This window comes from Burkholderia sp. A9 (assembly GCF_000801975.1).
Window position 1 is genome coordinate 26,231 of sequence record NZ_JSZN01000002.1, and the last position, 18,428, is coordinate 44,658.

Genomic DNA, 18,428 nt, shown 5'->3' on the forward strand with positions numbered 1-18,428 from the left:
CGCGCTCAGCGCGCGGCCTTCTGCACGAACTGCGGATCGACGCCGACCGAATAGTCGGCGAGCACCGTCTGGATCGTGCCCTGCGATTTGAGGAACGCGGCGGTGGCCGCGAGCGACTTCGCGGCACCCGATTGCGCACCGCCGCCGAGCCAGGTCCGCGACGCCTGCTCGGCCGGCGTCGGGAATGCGTAGAGCGCGAGGCTCGCCGGCACGTCCGGCGCATTCGCTCCCGACACTTTCGCGACCGCCGCGACCTGCGGCGAGCCGAGCTTCCACGCGGCTGCGTGCGTGCGGTAATCGGCGTCGGCGGCCGCGAGCACCGTCACGAAGCGCGCGACGAACTCGGGGTTCTCGCGCGCGAACTTGCGATTCACGACGAAGCCGTCGAAGGTCGCCTTGCCGCTTTCCTGCGCGACCCGGCCCGACGTCGTCAGCACGGTGCCCGACTGCTTGACCTTCGCGAGCACCGGGTCCCAGATGTAGGTCGCGTCGATGTCGCCGCGCGTCCAGGCGGCCGCGACCTCGGGCGGGCGCAGGTTGACGATCTTCACGTCGTTCGGACTGATGCCCGCGGCCTGCAGCGCGACGAGCGTATGGAAGTGCGACGTCGACACGAACGGCACGCCGATCTTCTTGCCCTTCAGCGCGGCGACGCTGGTCACGCCCGAGCCGTTGCGCGCGACGAGCGCCTCGGCGTCGTTGATGTTGTCGAGCACCCAGAACAGCGAGATGTCGAGCCCCTGCGACAGGCCAGCCGCGATCGGGCTGGAGCCGGCCTCGCCGAGCTGCACGGAGCCCGATGCGAGCGCGCGGATCACGTCGGCGCCGCTGTCGAGCTTGCGGAACGTGACCTTGTAGCCGGTCGCCTTTTCGACTTCACCGCTCGCCTGCGCATAGCGCCACGGCACGACCATGTCCTGGTACGCGATCACGACCTCGCGCGATTCGGCGTGCGCCGCGCCGAGCGCGGCAAAAGCAGTCAACGCGACGACGGCGCGGCGGATAAAGCGGAAACGGGACATGCGGCTCTCCTTCGAATGCGGGCATTGCTGCGGGAGAGCCGACTTTACGAGCTTTGCGCGCGGCGGGAGCGAACTTATCCTGCGAAGCTATCGATGCCGTTTCAGCTTTGCTTTCCACGCTGAACCGGATCAGGCGTCCGGTCGGGTGGCGATTGTCGTGCGGGGGCGGGCCGTTGCCGCACGTTAGTCGATACGAGACCGTAGCAAACTTGCGAGACGTCGCACGCTCAGCATATCCGGGATGAAAAATCGATCGAAACCACGATACTTCATAAAAATTCGGATTACAGGGTTTTTAGTACCCGTCTAATTGCTGCGCCCAATACCACGATGATATTTCTTTGTCTGTTGCGAAAAACGGATGATGAGCATGAAACGGTACTTGCTCAAGGTAGGTGACAAGTCAACTACGGGTGGCATCGTCATCGAGGGGGTAGACAGTTGCACGCATCACGGCACAGCTCTGACTTTTGTTGGCGCTCAAGTCGTTTGTAACGCGTGCGAGTCCACGGGTGTCATCGCGGCTCAAGGTCCTCGTTGGCCCGATCATATGATGGGCAAAGAACAGGCTCTTGATGGCGACTTGTGCCTTTGCAAATGCCATCCTCCTCCCGTGATGATCGCCTCCCAAACCGATAGCTTTCATAGCTTCGAGTCTCACAACCTCGCCGAGATGGGATACGGACCTTCCGGGCAATCTCTGACGGAAGAGTATCGAGGCAACTGCGATGAGCGCGTGCGCGTGCTCGACGGTAACAATCAACCTGTTTGCAGTTCCCCATATCACATTCGCACGTCAGCCGGGGCGGTCTATAAGGGGCTGACGGATTCCCAAGGTTACTGTCCTCGTGTCTACACGAAGGATGTGTCAAAGCTGGACATTGCAGTAGGTCTGCAAGCTCTGGAGCGGTGGGAACAATGAGCAACTTCGTCTATCGAACAACGACAAACACTACCGCTGACTCCAAGTATGATGTGCTCGGGCATCACATGCCTGCTCGCATTTTCTTCTTTGTTACAGTTGAAGAAGTCGGCAAGGATGGCATGCTGGTCCGTCGCACGTACAGCACGATCGACAATCCATATCTCAAGCAACTTGAACTCTCGCCACTTGGTGAGATGCGCGAAGTCTATCCAGAAAAATATGGTCTGTGGAGCAAGGGCGGTCCCAAAGCTCCAGGCAGTGTCGTTGACCACGTGCTGGAATACGACAAGCTAACTTCCTATGCCTCTACCAGTAGCATCTATCCTGAAGGCACGGGGAGAATGGCGGGCAAGACCGTGTATGTCGACATCGCCAAAGCCAAGCGAGCAGGTGCGAAGCTCGTGACAACCGATGAGATTGTTCAAGCCATCGATAAGTACGCTGCCAAGGCTCGCTCAAACGACAGGCGGTGGGCGGAACATATCAAGCAAAAAGTCCTGGCCATGGACAAGGAGGTTCTGGTTCAGCCACGGCCCATAGTGCCTGGTGAAGCCGTGTTCTCGCAGCGTGGCTTGGCTATCAGCCTAGGCATCGTCAAATATGCTCGTGTTGTGCGGGTTGTCGGGCTCGCTTTTACAGGCTATGACCTCTCGGTTGCATCCAATGAATCGGTTCGTCTAAAGTCCATTCGTCCTCTGGAAAAGGAACTGATTCGCCAGGCTGGGGGATGGGCAGGTAGTTGGGCCGGCGCCGTTGCTGGCGCCAGAGTAGGTGCTACAGCGGGCGCGCTGGTCGGTGTTGAACTTGGGCCTGGCACCGTAATAACCGGCGCCATCGGTGGCATCCTCTTTGGTGCTATCGGCTATTTCGGCGGCTCGATGATTGCCGATCAGATTCCAGATAAATGATGAGGAGGAGATGTGTCTTTCTTCAGGCGCAAGGTTGAAGAGTTGCAAACGAAGCGAGCGGAACGGGAAAGTCTGAAGAGTCTGGAAGATGCCTTTGGAAAGCCACTCGGTGCATTGCAAACTATTTTCGCTTCCGGTTCGCTCGACCTAAAAAGGCAGCAACTTCCTACCTATCCCAAGCCGATATATCAAGGCGATGCAGGTATCAATGCTTTGGGGCTGGTTCATCACGTTCAGCCCAGTCAGTTTCCGACTTTGCTCAATCTGGTGCGGCAAGGCCGAGAAGAGGTTGCGTATTTTCACTTCATGCGCGAAGTCGACGGGCAGTCGCTGAGTACCATCATCTCCGCCACATGGAGGTTTTCAGAGCGCGACGTGCGCTTGCTCTCCAACGATGTTGAACTGATTGCCAAGCTCTCGGAGCAAGGCTTCCACCCCGCCCCTCCGTGGATCACGTTGTATGAGTTTGGACCGATTCTGCATATCAGTCAGGGTGATCCTCACTACTGGCTGAACTATGTATGGGACTCGTTCTGGGAAAGCCTGAGCCTGGATGAACAGACGAGCTTTCTGGAAGAAGGCAGGAAAGAGACTGGCGCTTATATCTCAGCCGAGGATTGGGAACTGTGGGTCGAGAGTATCAGAATGCGCGATGCCCGGTTTCGCAAGCTTGAGGACTAAAAACCCGTGGAAGCGCTGACGAAATCGCGCTTGCGTTAGAAGCCGTTGCTTCACTTCGTCAGTACATCGAGACGAAGAACTGCATAAAAAAACCCGCGTAGCGGGTTCTTTTATGCATCGAGCGTCAGCGAGCAATCAAACCACCCCGGCCCCATGCGCCTGCAGATCGGCGTGATAGCTCGAACGCACCATCGCGCCAACGGCCGCGTGCGTGAAGCCCATCTTGTACGCTTCTTCCTCGTACATCTTGAACGTATCCGGATGCACGTACGCACGCACCGGCAGGTGGTGCTCGGACGGCTGCAGGTACTGGCCGATCGTCAGCATGTCGACGTCGTGCGCGCGCAGGTCGCGCATCACCTGCAGGATCTCCTCCTCGGTTTCGCCGAGGCCGACCATCAGGCCCGACTTCGTCGCGACGTCCGGATGCTGCGCCTTGAAGTCCTTCAGCAGCTTCAGCGAGTGCGCGTAGTCCGAACCCGGGCGCGCTTCCTTGTACAGGCGCGGCACCGTTTCGAGGTTGTGGTTCATCACGTCGGGCGGTGCAGCGTTCAGGATCGAGATCGCGCGGTCGAGACGGCCGCGGAAGTCCGGCGTCAGGATCTCGATGCGCGTTTCCGGCGACTGCGCGCGCGTCTCGCGGATGCACTCGACGAAGTGGGCGGCACCGCCGTCGCGCAGGTCGTCGCGGTCGACGCTCGTGATCACCACGTACTTGAGCTTGAGCGCGGCGATCGTGCGCGCCAGGTTCTTCGGTTCATCCGCGTCGAGCGGATCGGGACGGCCGTGGCCGACGTCGCAGAACGGGCAGCGGCGCGTGCACTTGTCGCCCATGATCATGAACGTCGCGGTGCCCTTGCCGAAGCATTCGCCGATGTTCGGGCAGCTCGCTTCCTCGCACACCGTGTGCAGGTTGTGCTCGCGCAGGATCGTCTTGATCTCGTTGAAGCGCGAGCTGCCGGTGGCCGCCTTCACGCGGATCCACTCCGGCTTCTTCAGCTTCTCGATCGGAACGACCTTGATCGGGATGCGCGCCGTCTTCGCCTGCGCCTTCTGCTTGGCGGTCGGATCGTAGGCAGTCGCGGCCGAATCGGCCGGTGCGGGGGAAGCGGTAACGTCAGTCATTCGAATGTTCCAGTGCCTGCGGCTTGTCGGCGGCCGCGGATTCGCCGTCGAGGTTGGCGATCAGACGACCCACCAGCGTGTGGGCGACGTCGTTCCAGTCGGCGGCAACCTCGAGGCTTGCCATGTCGACGGTTTCCAGTCCGGCATAGCCGCACGGGTTGATCGCAAGAAACGGGCGCAGATCCATCTTCACGTTCAGGCTCAGTCCGTGATAGCTGCAGCCGTTGCGGATCTTCAGGCCGAGGGCCGCGATTTTCGCGCCTTCGTGCACGCCGGATGCCACGTAGATTCCCGGCGCGCCCGCCTTGCGGACCGAAGCGAGATTATACGCCGCAAGGGTTTCGATCACGGCCTCCTCGATCTTCGTCACGAGCGTGCGCACCATCAGCTTGCGCCGGCGCAGGTCCAGCAGCAGGTAGGCGACGATCTGGCCGGGGCCGTGGTAGGTGATTTGTCCGCCACGGTCGACCTTCACGAGCGGCACGCCGCTGTCGGCCACCAGCAGGTGGGCCGGGTCGCCGGCCTGGCCGAGCGTGTACACGGGCGGATGCTCGACGAGCCAGATTTCGTCGCCGGTGTCGGTCGTGCGCGTGTCGGTGAACGCGCGCATCGCGGCGAAGCTCGTCTCGTAGGCTTCGCTGCCCCGCCAGCGCACGGTGACCGGCACGACCGGATGAACCGGGGACCCGGCGGGCGATTCGGAAACAGCGACAGGCGTGGACACGATGGCAACCGGCGAGACGGACATGGGCGGTAGTTTACCGAAAACCCATGGGTCTCGCCGGCCTTGGAAAGGGACGGATCACAAGGTTCCGTCGGAGGAAAGCTCGGTCAGACGGTGCGCCAGCCGTCGTGGAGCAGCGCATTCAGGCGGTTGCGCAGCCGCGCGAGCCCGGTGAGCGCGACTTCCCGGGCCGGTCGCGACACCGAGAATGCGACGTGCGCGCCCTGCCCGCTTTCCGCGCTGAGCCACAGCCGCTCGCCGCGGCGCAGCCGGAGCGTCTCGCCGTCGACCAGGAAGTAGTCTTCGACGTCGTTGCTGCGCGTCGCCCAGACCGGCCCGCATTGCACCGTCAGGCGCGTGCTGCGTTGCACCTTCATCGGCACGGTTTCGCCCGCGGGGATTTCGAACGTGATGCTTGAAGAAATTTCTTGCATGATCGACTCCGCCAATAAATGCTTCGATGGCTACAATCGTAGTCACTTAAAGGCGCCCGACTAAACGACCAATTTTCACGTCGATGTGAGGAAAATTAGCAAATGGACCTCCGCCAGCTGCCTGCACTGAACGCGATTCGCGCGTTCGAAGCCGCCGCCCGTCACGAGAATTTCTCGCGCGCCGCCGACGAGCTGTACGTCACGCACGGCGCGGTCAGCCACCAGGTGCGCGCACTCGAGGAGGAGCTCGGCGTGCAGCTGTTCACCCGTAACGGCAAGCGCTTGTGCCTGACCGACGCCGGCATGCGCTACGCGCAGCAGGTCCGCGGCGCGCTGATGGTGATCGCCGACGCGACGCGCGAGGTGCGCGCAAGCGACCGCGGCCGGCGGCTGGTGGTGTCGATGCTGTCGTCGTTCGCCGCGCGCTTCATCACGCCGCGCATCGGCACGTTCATCGAGCGGCATCCGGAAATCGACGTCGAGCTGCAGTCGACCAACTCGCTCACCGATTTCGCGCGCGACGACGTCGACCTCGCGATCCGCTTCGGCTCCGGCAGCTATCCGGGGCTGCACGTCGAGCCGCTGTTCGAGGAGGTGTTCTTTCCGGCCTGTTCGCCGACGCTGAACGGCGGCAAGCTGCCGCAGACGCCCGCCGATCTCGCGCACTACAACCTGCTGCGCTCGGACGACGAGCTGTGGCGGCCGTGGTTCGACGCGGCCGGGCTCGATACGCTGACCGAGCCGAAACGGGGGATTCTGTACCAGGATTCGTCGAACCTGCTGCTGGCCGCGATCGACGGCCAGGGCATCGCGCTCGTGCGCCGCTCGCTCGCGGTGCATGACCTGCTCGACGGGCGCCTCGTGCGCCTGTTCGACATCGACGGGCAAAGCCCGTGGCACTACTTCTTCGTGTGTCCGCCGCCGCTCCTGAACACGCCGCGCGTGCAGGCGTTCAGGACCTGGCTGCTTCAGGAAGTCGCCGAGTACATGCTGCTGTGCGACGAGCTGGACGCGCGGCGCGCGGCGGGGAAGACCCCCGCCGAGTGCGCGCAGGAAGGAGGATGGAAGGCGTAGGGCCGGCGCAAGCCCGTTATTAGCGGGAACAGGCCCTACAGTACGACCTTGACCATCGGATGGCCGGTCAGTGCACGGTAGATGTTGTCGAGCTGTTCCTGGCTCGTCGCGCGCACGGTGATCGTGAGGCCGGTGTAGTTGCCGCCGCTCGATGCGCGCTCTTCGATCTTCTCGACGTCGATCTCGTTGTCATGGACAGCGACGACCTTGAAGATCGTGTCCTTGAATTCCGGATGCGCCTTGCCCATGATCTTGATCGGGAAATCGCATGGAAACTCCAGCAGCGACTCCTTCCGGGTATCGATCGCGCCGGTGACCTCGATGGTTTTGGTCGGTTCGCTCATCATTTTCTCCGGGTTAGGTCAAACTGTTCAAATTCGCGCGCTTTCGCGCGCTGGTACGCGTCGTACAACGCCGCGAACACGGGGCCCGGCTTGCCGCCCTGCACGGGCAGATCGTCGAGCAACGTGACGGGCAGGATTTCCTTCGTGGCCGACGTGATCATGATTTCGTCCGCCGAACGCAGCTCGACCTCGCTGATCTCGCGCGCCACGAACGGAATCCCGCATTCGTCGGCCAGCTGCTCGACCAGCGCGTAGCGGATCCCTTCGAGGATCTTGTTGCTGCGCGGCGGCGCCATCAGCTCGCCGTTCTTCACGATCCACACGTTCGACGACGAGCCTTCGGTCACGTTGTCGTCGCGCAGCTGAATCGTCTCGAACGCGTTGCGTTCGGCCGCATGCTGCGCCATCAGCACATTGCCGAGCAGCGAGATCGACTTGATGTCGCAATGCAGCCAGCGCCGATCCTCGGCCGTCACGCAGCACACGCCCTTCGCGCGCTCCTCGTCCGACGGCAGGCGCAGCGGGCTCGTCATCACGAACACCGTCGGCACCACGTTGGCCGGGAACGCGTGGCCGCGCTTCGCGACGCCGCGCGTCACCTGCAGGTAGACGAGCGCATTGCCGTCGCCGAGACCTTCGGCATTCGCGGCGACCATGCGCTCGATCAACTCGCGCCAGCCGGCCGCGTCATGCGGATTGTCGATGCCGATCTTCTTCAGGCTGCGCGCGAGCCGCTCCAGATGCTGTTCGATCCGGAACGGCACGTGCGCGCCGTCGTGTGCATAGACGGGAACGACTTCATACACGCCATCGCCGAAGATGAACCCGCGGTCGAGCACCGGGACCCGGGCTTCCGACAGCGGCACCAGTTCCTCCTGCGCTGACACGCTGAGGTAGACGATCGGTTCGAATTCGGCTTGGCTCATGGCAATACCAGATGGGGATGAAGTCGCAAAAAAAAAAGGGCCCGTCGCGCTTACTTCTTCTTGCTGAACATCAGCAGGATCGAGTCCCAGATACGCCCGAAGATACCCGCTTCAGGCACGGCCTGCAGGGCGACGACCGGGAACTCCGACAGCGTCTTGCCGTCGGCGACGATCTTCACGGTGCCGACCTGCTGGCCTTCCGCGAGCGGTGCGATCAGCGGCGCGTTGACTTCGACTTGCGGCTTGACCTTCTCGCCGAGGCCGCGCGGCACGGTCACCCACTGGTCGCCCTTCACGCCGACCTGCACGGTGTTTTCCTTGCCCTTGTAGATGCGCGGCGTCGACATCGCCTGGCCGCCCTTGAACAGGCGCACCGCGTCGAACGCGCTATAGCCGTAGTTCAGCATCTTCATGCTGTCCTGCGTGCGCTCGCCTTCCTTCTGCTCGCCCATCATCACCGACACGAGGCGACGCTGGCCATCGACACCCGGGATCGCGCGCTTGGCCGACGCGATCAGGCAGTAGCCCGCCGCCTGCGTATGGCCCGTCTTCAGGCCGTCGACCGTCGGATCCAGCCAAAGCAGCCGGTTGCGGTTGCCCTGGCGGATGTTGTTGTACTTGAATTCCTTCTCCGAGAAGATGCTGTAGTACTGCGGAAAATCGCGGACCAGGTGTGCGGACAGCTTCGCGAGGTCGCCGGCCGTCGTGTAGTGGTTCGGGTCGGGCATGCCGTTCACGTCGGCGAAGTGCGTGCCCTTCATGCCGAGGCGCTGCGCCTCGTCGTTCATCAGCGTGACGAACTGCCCTTCGCTGCCGCCGACCAGTTCGGCCAGCGCGATCGCGGCGTCGTTGCCCGACTGGATGATCATCCCGTACACGAGGTCGTGTACCGACACCGGCTTGTCCGCCTCGATGAACATCCGCGACTCGTCGGTGCCGACGCGGCGCACGGCTGCGCTCGGCGTGACGATCTGCTCCATCGAGATCTTCTTCTTGTCGAGCGCCTCGAACACCAGGTAGGCCGTCATCAGCTTCGTCAGCGAGGCGGGCTCGACGCGTTCGTCAGCGTTGCCCGACGCGAGCACCGTGTTGCTCGTCGCATCGACGAGCACCCACGAGTGCGCGTTCACGCCCGGCGGCGGCACCGCGCCCGGCATGAAGGTCGCGGGCGCGCCGGTGAACTGCTCGGCGGCGGCCGGCGCGGCATGCGCGGCCTTGGCCTTGGCGGCCGGCTTCGCTTCCGCGACGACGATCGTCGACGCGAGCGCGACAGGCAGCATCACGCCCAACGCGACGTTGCGCGCGGCGGTGCCGAAGGCGATGGAGGAAGCGAGGGACTTGAGGCCTTGGGGAGACAGACGCATGATCGATTCAGGCTGATGGCAGAAAGTGCAGCGCGAAACGCGCAGGGTTGAACGGCAAGGCGGCGGGCGTTCCGGGCATGCGTCCGACAGCGTCGGACGGCGCGAAACGCGCCGGTTGGACTCGTGCGGACGCGTTCGGTTCGCGGCCGTCGCGAGCGGGCGGACAGGCGGCGAAACGAGCGCCGCATGGGCCCAGCCGGGCCGCGGGCGACGCGAAATGCGGCCATTATACGTGGCCGCGAAAGGCGTTTTCGCGAACCGCGCGCCGGGTGGCCGCACACCGGCTTCGAGAGGATAGCGCGGGTGAGTGACGGGAGAGCGCGCTCGAAGCCGCGCGAAAGGCGTGCGCAGGCACCGTGCAAGTCGGGTTGCGCCGCGCGGCGGCGGCAGGTGCGACCGTGTCCGGCACGGTGCGACGCGATGTCGCGCGAGCGGCGACCTCGCAGTCGTGCGGCTCCGGCGCCGCGCGGCGGGCTCAGCGTCTCAACGCCACGCGTCGACGATGATGCGCTTCAGCACGTGCAGCTTGCGATGGAAGAAGTGCTCGGCGCCGGGGATCACGACGACCGGCAGTTCCTGCGGCCGCGCCCAGTCGTAGACCGATGCGATCGGCACCGTGTCGTCGGTTTCGCCATGGATCACGAGCGTGTTCTCGGGCACGTCCGCGACCTGCCAGCGGCTCGCGGCCGTGCCGACGAACACCATCCGCTCGATCGTCTCGCCCGCGTCGCGCAGCCGCTTCGCGACATGCGACAGCACGAAGGTGCCGAACGAGAAGCCCGCGAGCACCAGCGGCAGGTCCGCATACGCGGGCTGCGCGCGCATCTGCGCGAGCACCGCGAGCAGGTCGTCGGCCTCGCCGATGCCGTTGTCGTGCACGCCTTCGGTCGCGCCGACGCCGCGAAAGTTCGACCGGTACACCACGTAGTTGAGCTGGACCAGCGTGCGCGCAAGGGTTTGCGCGACCTTGTTGTCCATCGTGCCGCCGAACAGCGGATGCGGATGCGCAACGAGCGCGATGCCGCGCGGCGCGGCGCTGCCTTCGCGCACGGCGTCCGGCAGGTCGACCGCGATTTCGATCTGCCCGACCGGGCCGGCGATCAGCGACTTCTGCGTATTAACGTTCATTCGGCCGGCCCGCTCAGATCTTCAGGCGGTCAACGACCTTGCCGTCGCGCAGGTGCGATTCGACGATCTCGTCGATGTCGGCCTGATCGACGTACGTGTACCACGTGCCTTCCGGATACACGACCATCACGGGCCCTTCCTCGCAGCGATCGAGGCAGCCGGCCTTGTTGATGCGGACCTTGCCCGGCCCCGCGAGGCCGAGTTCCTTCACGCGCTTTTTCGCGTATTCCTGCATGGTCTGCGCGTCGCATTGCGCGCAGCTCGGACGCTCGGCGCCCGGTTCGCGCTGGTTCAGGCAGAAGAAGACGTGGTGCTGGTAGTAGGAATCCATGATGGTGACGAGCGGCCCGGCGCGGTGCCGGGCGGAAAGAGGGGCGATTGCCGGCGCGCGGTGCGACGGATGGTGCGGTCGATTATAACGACCGGCGCGCGCCGCTGCCCGCGATCGCGCCGTGGCCGCCCTGCCCCGACCGCCGCGTCAGCGCCGCAGCGCGGCCGGCAGCCACGCGTGCTCGACGCGCTGGCCGAGCCAGATCAGCGCCGCGTAGGGCCAGATCCACGCGAGCCAGCGCGCGATGCTGTTGAAATGCACGTAGCGGCCCTGCCGCCAGCCCGACAGCGTGAAGTCGAAGAACGGGTTGACGGGCAGCAGGTTGACGAGCGCCACGCCGGCCAGCAGCGCGACGGCCGCGAGCATGGCACGCCAGGTGGCCGGCACGTGCAGCGCAACCAGCGCCGCCGCGAAGCCGAGCTCGATGCCGAGCCGCGTGCCGGGCGTCGCCCACACGACGACGAGACCGGTGGTCGACTGCATGAAGGTCGCGGCCGACTTCAGCGCGAGCGTCGCGGCGACCAACCCGATCAGGAGCCGCACGCGCGGCGCAGACTCGCGCATCGCCAGCGACGCGATCGCCAGCGCGGCGAACAGCATCAGCCCGCCGAGCGCGGCTTCCCACGCGGAGTCGGACAGCCAGCCATCGACCCGCTCGGGCCATTCGCTCACGCGCCACGCGGCCGGCAGCCACGCGAGCAGCGCGTCCTGCATCGAGCCGTCGGTGCGCTCCCACAGTGCGGCCGGCCAGTCGCCGATGCCGAACAGGAATGGCGACGGGAACAGGATCGCGAACGGCCACAGCGCGGCGAGCAGCAGCGGTGTGGCCCCGTCGGTTTCGAACCACGCGAAGCGCAACCGGCGCAGTGCGCCGCGGTCGAGCAGCGCGCCGGTGGCCGGCGCCGCGAGCGCGGCACCGACCAGTGCGCCGAGCGCGTTGGCCGCGAGGTCGAGATTCGACGCGACGCGCGTCGGCAGGTAGGTCTGCAGCGCCTCCATCGATCCCGACAGCAGCACACCGAGGCAGCCGACGATCAGCGTCGCGGCGACGCCGCGCCAGCGCGGGTGCAGCGCGAGCACGCCGAGTGCGCCGAACGGCAGGTAGCCGAGCACGTTGGTGACCACGTCGAATGCGGTCACATAGCGCTGCATCGGCGCGAACAGGTAGTCGAACGGCCCGATGCCGAGCGACACCCAGCCTTCGAACGGATACAGCGACGCATAGACGATGAGCGCCGCGTACGCGGCGAACGCCTGTCGCGCCAGCGACGACGCGCGCGGCGTGCCCGGCGGGTTCATCGCGGCTGCGCGTCGCGCGTCACGGGTTGCCCGCGTACGCCTGCACGCCAACCCACGCGGCGATCTGCGACACGAGCTCGTCGCTCGCAGCCGCGAGCGCACGCGCGCCGCCGGCCGCATCGGGCGTGCTCGACGGCGCGCGCGCGACGAACGTGCGCTGGCCGAGCACCTTGCCGTCCTGCATCAGCGTCGCGCGGGCGGTGACCGCGCCGTGACTCTGCGACTGGCCGTCGAACACCTGCTCGAATTCGTTCAGGTCGACCTTGAGCGTCGGCGCGCGCACGCCGTCGGAGCCTTCGAGCACCGCGCCGCGCGACGACAGCGCGCCGCGCAGCCGCTGCGTGAGCAGTTGCGCGGGCGGCGCGGTCCAGCGGCTGTCGCGATAGACGGCCATGCGCTGCGCATCCGCATACGCGAGGCGGTAGACGAACTTGTCCGAGTCGAGTGCGTCGGGCGCGGCGACGTCGAGCACCTTCAGCGCGGGGCCCGTGCCGGCCGTCACGACCGACGCGGCCGGCCCGAGGTCGTAGCGGACGTTCGACAGCGCCGCGCTGTGGCCGGCGCAGCCGGCGGCGAGCGCGAGCGTCAGCACGGCGAGCGCGGCCGCAGCCGGACGCAGCGCGCGATCAAGGATTCGTGGCATGGCGTGTTCCTGCATGATGGTTCCGGTTTCGATGGCGTCATTGCCCGGCCTCGCGCCGGGCCGGACGATCGACGGGCTTGCGATGCGCTTCATTTCCCGGCCGACGCACCCGGCCAGACGAAGCCCGCTTCGCCGGGCCCGGGCGCGGCGCCGGGCGAGCCGAACAACAGACTGCTCGGATTGCGGCCGAGTTCACCAGCGACGTCCTTCAATTGCCGCGACGCATCGCCGACGCTACCCGCCAGCGAGTTGAAGCGCGGCAGCGTGTCGTACTGGACCCGCGAGTTCAGGTCGTTCAGCGCGACGCCGACCTGCTCCGCGGCCGAGCCCGCCTTGTTCAGGTTCGACACGAGCGGCCCGTTCGGCTGCAGCAGCGTGTTCGCCGACGCCATCGCGCGATCGACCTGGTGCATCGTCTCCGGCAGCGCGGCAACCGCCGGCGCCAGCTGCTTCGACAGCGTCGCCGCGCCGTCCGCCGCGTGCTGCAGGCTTTCGGCCGTCGCGCGCAGTTGCTCGCGCATCTCCGGCGACATCAGCTGGTTCGCGCTTTTCGCCGCCTGCTCGAGCTGCCGCAGCAGCTCGTCGCCGCGCTCCTGGATCTGGTCGAACAGGCTCGGCCGCATCGGGATCTGCGCGATCGCCTTCGGCGACGACGGCAGCGGCGCCAGGTCGCGGCCCGTATCCTCGAGCTGTACGAACGCGATGCCCGTCACGCCCTGGAAGCCGAGGCTGCCGTAGGTCGACTGCGTGATCGGCGCGTCGTGGTCGACGAGAATCCGGATCCGGATCTGGCCGGGGTGCGTACGGTCGAAGCCGATCGACTGGACCTTGCCGACGTCGAGGCCGCGAAAGCGCACGGCCGCATCGGGAAACAGGCCCGTCACGTTGGTACGCGCGAGCAGGTCGTACGGCACGCGCACGGTGCGGTCGACGTTGAACCAGAACACGGTGCCCGCGATCGCCAGCGTCAACGCGATCGTGAACAGGCCGGCCCAGAACGCATGTGATTTGTTTTCCATTCGCGGGTTCCTTGCTTCTTGCCTTCGCTTACAACTCGACGCTCGACGGCGCCGGCTCGAGGGCCGCCTTCGGCAGCTTCGCACGCCGCTCGGGCGGCAGCGCCTGCAGTGCGCGGCGCCCGCGCAGCCCCAGGAAATATTCGTGGATGAACGGATGGTCGACGTTCGCGGCCTCCTCGACCGGCGCGGCCACCAGCACCTTGCGGTCGGCCAGCACCGCGACCCGCGTCGACAGCGCGACCATCGTGTCGAGATCGTGCGTCACCATCACGACGGTCAGCCCCAGTGTGCGGTGCAGCGTCGCGATCAACTCGACGAATTCGTCGGACGCCTGCGGGTCGAGGCCGGCCGTCGGCTCGTCGAGGAACAGCAGCTCGGGCTCGAGCGCGATCGCGCGCGCGATGCCGACCCGCTTGACCATCCCGCCCGACAGCGCGGCCGGCATCTTCGACGCGTGCTTGCACGGCAGCCCGACCATCTCGAGCTTCAGCATCACGATGTCGTGCAGCAGGTCGGGGGGCACGCGGCCGAGCTCGCGCAGCGGCTGCGCGACGTTGTCGAACACCGTCATCGACGAGAACAGCGCCCCCTGCTGGAACAGCATCCCCGAGCGCGTGCGCATCATCCGCGCGCTCGCGTCGTCGATCTTCGAGGTATCTTCGCCGAACACCTTGATCGTGCCCGACGTCGGCCGCTCGAGGCCGAGGATCTGCCGCACGAGCGTCGTCTTGCCCGAGCCGGAGCCGCCGACGATCGACACGATCTCGCCGCGTCGCACGTCGAAATCGAGCTTCTGGTGAACGATGTTGCGCCCGTAGCGCTTCGTCAGGTTGTGGACCTCGATCACGAGGTCGTCGCCGTGCGCGGCGGCGCCACGCGGCATGCCGGCCGATCCGGCGCCGACTGCAGCGGCATGTGCGGTCGCGGCAGCGGCCGGCGCGGCAGCGGCCGGCGATTGGTTCGACGCGTTCATCCGAGCCCCACGTTCTGGAACAGGATCGCGAACACCGCGTCGGCGAGGATCACGACCGTGATCGACGTGACGACCGACGTCGTCGTCCCTTCGCCGAGGCTCTGCGAGTTCGCCTTGATCCGGAAACCGAAATGGCACGCGACCAGCGCGATCAGCATGCCGAACACGACACCCTTGCCGACGCCGATGTACAGGTTCGCGATCGGCACGACGCCCGGCAGCGAACGCACGAAATAGCTGACGTCGATCCCGAGGACCATCTTCGCGGCGAGCGCGCCGCCCGTCAACGCAATGATATTGGTCCACATCACGAGGAGCGGCATCGCGACGCCGAGCGCGAACACGCGCGGCAGGATCAGCCGCAGCCCGTGCGGGATGCCCATCACGCGCATCGCGTCGAGCTCCTCGGTCACGCGCATCACGCCGATCTGCGCGGTGATCGCCGAACCGGAGCGGCCCGCGACGAGGATCGCCGACAGCACGGGGCCGAGCTCGCGGATCACCGACAGCCCGAGGATGTTCACGATGTAGCGGTTCGCGCCGAACATCTGCAGTTGCTGCGCGGACAGGTAGCTGAGCACGATGCCGATCAGGAACGCGACCAGCGCGGTGATCGGCAGCGCCTGCGCGCCGGCGCTGTAGATGTTCGCCGAGGTTTCCTTCCACGGCATCGTCTGCGGGCGGCGCAGCACCGACACCGCGTCGAGGACCACGAGGCCGAACATCGCGATGCCGCCCTGCAGGTGTTCGCCGAACGCGAAGATCGCCTGGCCGAGACGCGTGACGGGACCGTAGCGCACGACGCGCTCGGGCGCCTCGCGCTGGCTGTCGAGGCGTTCGATGCGCTCGAAGATCGTGCGCTGGGTGGCGGTCAGCTCGACGCCGGCCGGCAGCTTGCGGCCCCATACGCGCCACAGCGCCTGGCCGCCGACGTGGTCGAGCCGCTCGATGCCGGACAGGTCCCACTCGCTCACGCGTCCGGACGCGATGCCCGCAACGCGACGCGCAACCACGCCGCGGTTGCGCGCGAGCGCGAGCGCAGTCCATTGGCCATACAGGCGCACCGTCTGACCCTGGCCGCCGGCGTCGACCGACAGGCCGGGAGGAGTCTCAAAGTCCAAGGGCGGGTTGTTTGCAAAAGGATGACAGCGGCCATTGTAGCGAACCGCCCGGCGCCGCGACGTGAGGATTTCCGTGGGGGCGCCTAGCTGGGGGCGCCCAGCTGGGGGCGCCTAGCCGGGGGCGCCGGGCCCTGGCGACGCAACGCTCGCCGCCGGGGCCGGCCGATTGCCCGACCCGCGACCTTTCATTCTTCCGTCATGTTTCCTTTCGATACTCTCACGCGCCGCACATCAGGCCGTCGGCGCCCGCGCCGCCATCTCGTTGCGCACCTCGCGACTCATAGAACAGAACACCGAACAGGACAATCGATGCGTCTCCCCCCGCTTTCCCGTCGCCGCGTGCCGAGCGCCGCCGCGCTCGCCAGCCTCGCCTTCGCCCTCGCCGGCTGCGGCGGCGACGACGTCACCGCGCCGTCGTCGCAGACGCAGGCCCAGGCCCCCGCCGGCACGACGGCCACGCTCGCGCTGCTCGAGACGACCGACCTGCACACCAACGTGCTGTCGTATGACTATTTCAAGCTCGCCGCCGACAATTCGCTCGGTTTCGAACGCGTGTCGACGCTGATCGCGAAGGCGCGCGCGCAGTACCCGAACACGCTGCTGCTCGACAACGGCGACACGATCCAGGGCACCGCGCTGTCGGACTACCAGGCGCTCGTGAACCCGATCGGCTGCGACCGCACGCTCGCGATCTACAAGGTGATGAACGCCGCGAAGTTCGACGGCGGCGGGATCGGCAACCATGAGTTCAACTACGGGCTGCCGTACCTGTCGCAAGTGACCGGCAACACGTTCGACGTCGACGGGCTGCCGGCCCCCGCGCAGCAGAAGAAGTGCGCGGGCCCGAACTTCCCGCAGGTGCTCGCGAACGTGATCAGCGCGAAGACCAACGCGCCGCTGTTCACGCCGTACACGATCCTGACCCGCACGGTGACGGCCGTCACGCCCGACGGCGAGACCGTCAGCGCGCCGGTGAAGATCGGCATCATCGGCTTCACGCCGCCCGCGATCATGAGCTGGGACAAGCGCTGGCTCGACGGCAAGGTCTACACGACCGGCCTGAAGGAAGCGGCCGAGAAGTACATTCCGGAGATGCGCGCGAAGGGCGCCGACCTCGTCGTCGCGATCTCGCACGGCGGCCTCGACAATGCCGCGTACTCGCCGACCATGGAAAACGGCAGCTGGTGGCTGTCGAAGGTGCCCGGCATCGACGCGATGCTGATCGGCCACTCGCACCAGGTGTTCCCGGACGCGAACAGCACCGTGGCGCAGTTCAACCTGCCGGGTGTCGACAAGGCGAAGGGCACCGTCAACGGCGTGCCGACCGTGATGGCCAACTACTGGGGCAAGCACCTCGGCGTGATCAAGCTCGGCCTGAAGTTCGACGGCAAAGCCTGGAGCGTCGACAAGTCGCAGACGACCGTCGAGGCGCGGCCGATCCAGAACGCCGACAAGAGCTACGTCGCAGCCGATCCGTCGGTCTCCGCCGCGATCGCCGCCGAGCACCAGGCGACGATCGACTACGTGAAGACGCCGATCGGCGCGACCGACTACCGGATGAACTCGTACTTCGCGGACGTCGGCGATCCGGGTGCAATCCAGATCGTCAACGAGGCGCAGGCCGACTACGTGCGGAGCTACGTGCAGGCGAACCTGCCGCAATACGCGGCGCTGCCGGTGCTGTCGGTCAGCGCGCCGTTCAAGAGCGGCTTCGGCGGCGGCACCGACTACACCGACGTCGCGCCGGGCGCGCTCGCGATCAACAACGCGGCCGACCTGTACCTGTATCCGAACACCGTGTACGCGGTGAAGGTGAGCGGCACCGACGTGAAGAACTGGCTCGAGACGGCCGCGAAGCGCTTCAACACGATCGACCCGACCAAGGCGACCGTGCAGCCGCTCGTCAGCAGCTTCCCCGGCTACAACTTCGACATGTTCACGTCCGCGGATCTCGCGTACGAGATCGACGTCACGCAGCCGGTCGGCAGCCGGATCAAGAACCTGACGTACAAGGGCGCGCCGATCGACCCGAACGCGCAGTTCATCGTCGCGACCAACAACTACCGCGCGAGCGGCGGCGGCAACTTCCCGGGACTCGACGGCAGCAAGACGATCTTCGCGTCGCCCGATGCGAACCGCGACGTGCTGATCGCGTTCATCAAGAAGCGCGGCGCGATCACGCGCACGGCGGACGGTGCGCAGCGCAGCTGGCGCTTTACGAAGCTCGCGAGTTCGGTCGCGCACGTGCAGTTCGCGTCGGCGCCGAATCGCCTCGGCGACGCGGCGGCGGCCGGCCTGACCGGCCTCACGCAGGTCGCGGCAGACGACGGCTCGGGCAAGAACCTCGCCACCTACGAGATCGACCTCACGCAATGACCATGAGACCC

The 18,428-nt window shown here is 66.1% G+C and carries 19 protein-coding genes; 5 read left to right on the forward strand and 14 right to left on the reverse strand.

What is annotated here, in order from left to right:
* Positions 1-5: 5 nt before the first annotated feature.
* The gene (tauA, locus tag PI86_RS00505; RefSeq protein ID WP_039317525.1) at positions 6-1,022 is read right to left on the reverse strand and encodes a taurine ABC transporter substrate-binding protein; all 1,017 of its coding nucleotides are present in this window, start codon (positions 1,020-1,022) and stop codon (positions 6-8) included.
* A gap of 370 nt (positions 1,023-1,392) precedes the next feature.
* On the opposite strand from tauA, the gene PI86_RS15750 reads away from it, so the two are divergent.
* Genes PI86_RS15750 through PI86_RS00515 form a run of 3 tightly spaced genes read left to right on the forward strand, consistent with a single transcriptional unit; the run spans position 1,393 to position 3,536 of the window.
* On the forward strand, positions 1,393-1,944 hold the full coding sequence (locus tag PI86_RS15750) for a PAAR domain-containing protein (protein ID WP_152608011.1): 552 nt from the start codon (positions 1,393-1,395) through the stop codon (positions 1,942-1,944).
* A complete protein-coding gene (locus PI86_RS00510) occupies positions 1,941-2,855 on the forward strand; it encodes a membrane protein (RefSeq protein WP_039317528.1) in 915 nt (304 codons plus the stop codon). The genes PI86_RS15750 and PI86_RS00510 overlap by 4 nt, the downstream gene beginning before the upstream one ends.
* A gap of 12 nt (positions 2,856-2,867) precedes the next feature.
* Complete coding sequence (locus tag PI86_RS00515; protein ID WP_039317531.1) at positions 2,868-3,536, forward strand: hypothetical protein; 669 nt, start codon at positions 2,868-2,870, stop codon at positions 3,534-3,536.
* 135 nt (positions 3,537-3,671) lie between these two features.
* Here the strand turns inward: PI86_RS00515 and lipA are convergent, their stop codons facing one another.
* From lipA to PI86_RS00530, 3 genes are all read right to left on the reverse strand, one after another.
* Entirely contained in the window at positions 3,672-4,661 is a 990-nt protein-coding gene (gene lipA, locus PI86_RS00520) for a lipoyl synthase (RefSeq protein ID WP_014895921.1), read from the reverse strand.
* Positions 4,654-5,409, reverse strand: coding sequence for a lipoyl(octanoyl) transferase LipB (lipB, locus tag PI86_RS00525; RefSeq protein ID WP_014895920.1), 756 nt, complete (start codon positions 5,407-5,409; stop codon positions 4,654-4,656). Before lipB ends, lipA begins: the two co-directional genes overlap by 8 nt.
* A gap of 83 nt (positions 5,410-5,492) precedes the next feature.
* Positions 5,493-5,819, reverse strand: a complete 327-nt coding sequence (locus PI86_RS00530; RefSeq protein ID WP_014895919.1) for a DUF2917 domain-containing protein — start codon at positions 5,817-5,819, stop codon at positions 5,493-5,495.
* Between the two features lie 102 nt (positions 5,820-5,921).
* Between PI86_RS00530 and PI86_RS00535 the strand changes: the two genes are divergently transcribed.
* Positions 5,922-6,893 (forward strand): transcriptional regulator GcvA, encoded by a 972-nt coding sequence (locus PI86_RS00535; protein WP_039317535.1) that lies wholly within the window; start codon positions 5,922-5,924, stop codon positions 6,891-6,893.
* A 35-nt stretch (positions 6,894-6,928) separates the two neighbouring features.
* Here the strand turns inward: PI86_RS00535 and PI86_RS00540 are convergent, their stop codons facing one another.
* The 10 genes from PI86_RS00540 to PI86_RS00585 all read right to left on the reverse strand — a co-directional run bounded on the left by PI86_RS00540 (position 6,929) and on the right by PI86_RS00585 (position 16,041).
* A complete protein-coding gene (locus tag PI86_RS00540) occupies positions 6,929-7,237 on the reverse strand; it encodes an HP0495 family protein (protein WP_011353335.1) in 309 nt (102 codons plus the stop codon).
* Positions 7,237-8,163, reverse strand: coding sequence for a D-amino acid aminotransferase (locus PI86_RS00545; protein ID WP_039317545.1), 927 nt, complete (start codon positions 8,161-8,163; stop codon positions 7,237-7,239). Before PI86_RS00545 ends, PI86_RS00540 begins: the two co-directional genes overlap by 1 nt.
* 50 nt (positions 8,164-8,213) lie before the next feature.
* Positions 8,214-9,527 (reverse strand): D-alanyl-D-alanine carboxypeptidase family protein, encoded by a 1,314-nt coding sequence (locus tag PI86_RS00550; protein ID WP_014895916.1) that lies wholly within the window; start codon positions 9,525-9,527, stop codon positions 8,214-8,216.
* A gap of 483 nt (positions 9,528-10,010) precedes the next feature.
* Complete coding sequence (locus PI86_RS00555; protein ID WP_014895915.1) at positions 10,011-10,655, reverse strand: alpha/beta hydrolase; 645 nt, start codon at positions 10,653-10,655, stop codon at positions 10,011-10,013.
* A 13-nt stretch (positions 10,656-10,668) separates the two neighbouring features.
* Positions 10,669-10,986: a (2Fe-2S) ferredoxin domain-containing protein gene (locus PI86_RS00560; RefSeq protein WP_011694422.1), complete on the reverse strand. Its 318-nt coding sequence runs from the start codon at positions 10,984-10,986 to the stop codon at positions 10,669-10,671.
* Positions 10,987-11,133: 147 nt separating this feature from the next.
* A complete protein-coding gene (locus PI86_RS00565) occupies positions 11,134-12,285 on the reverse strand; it encodes a VanZ family protein (protein WP_039317552.1) in 1,152 nt (383 codons plus the stop codon).
* A gap of 19 nt (positions 12,286-12,304) precedes the next feature.
* A complete protein-coding gene (locus tag PI86_RS00570) occupies positions 12,305-12,928 on the reverse strand; it encodes an ABC-type transport auxiliary lipoprotein family protein (protein WP_014895913.1) in 624 nt (207 codons plus the stop codon).
* 89 nt (positions 12,929-13,017) lie between these two features.
* The gene (locus tag PI86_RS00575) at positions 13,018-13,947 is read right to left on the reverse strand and encodes an MlaD family protein (protein ID WP_039317555.1); all 930 of its coding nucleotides are present in this window, start codon (positions 13,945-13,947) and stop codon (positions 13,018-13,020) included.
* Positions 13,948-13,975: 28 nt separating this feature from the next.
* Positions 13,976-14,920, reverse strand: coding sequence for an ABC transporter ATP-binding protein (locus PI86_RS00580; RefSeq protein ID WP_039317558.1), 945 nt, complete (start codon positions 14,918-14,920; stop codon positions 13,976-13,978).
* Entirely contained in the window at positions 14,917-16,041 is a 1,125-nt protein-coding gene (locus PI86_RS00585) for an MlaE family ABC transporter permease (protein ID WP_039317561.1), read from the reverse strand. Before PI86_RS00585 ends, PI86_RS00580 begins: the two co-directional genes overlap by 4 nt.
* Positions 16,042-16,350: 309 nt before the next feature.
* Between PI86_RS00585 and PI86_RS00590 the strand changes: the two genes are divergently transcribed.
* Positions 16,351-18,417, forward strand: a complete 2,067-nt coding sequence (locus tag PI86_RS00590; protein ID WP_039317563.1) for a bifunctional 2',3'-cyclic-nucleotide 2'-phosphodiesterase/3'-nucleotidase — start codon at positions 16,351-16,353, stop codon at positions 18,415-18,417.
* Positions 18,418-18,428: the final 11 nt, after the last annotated feature.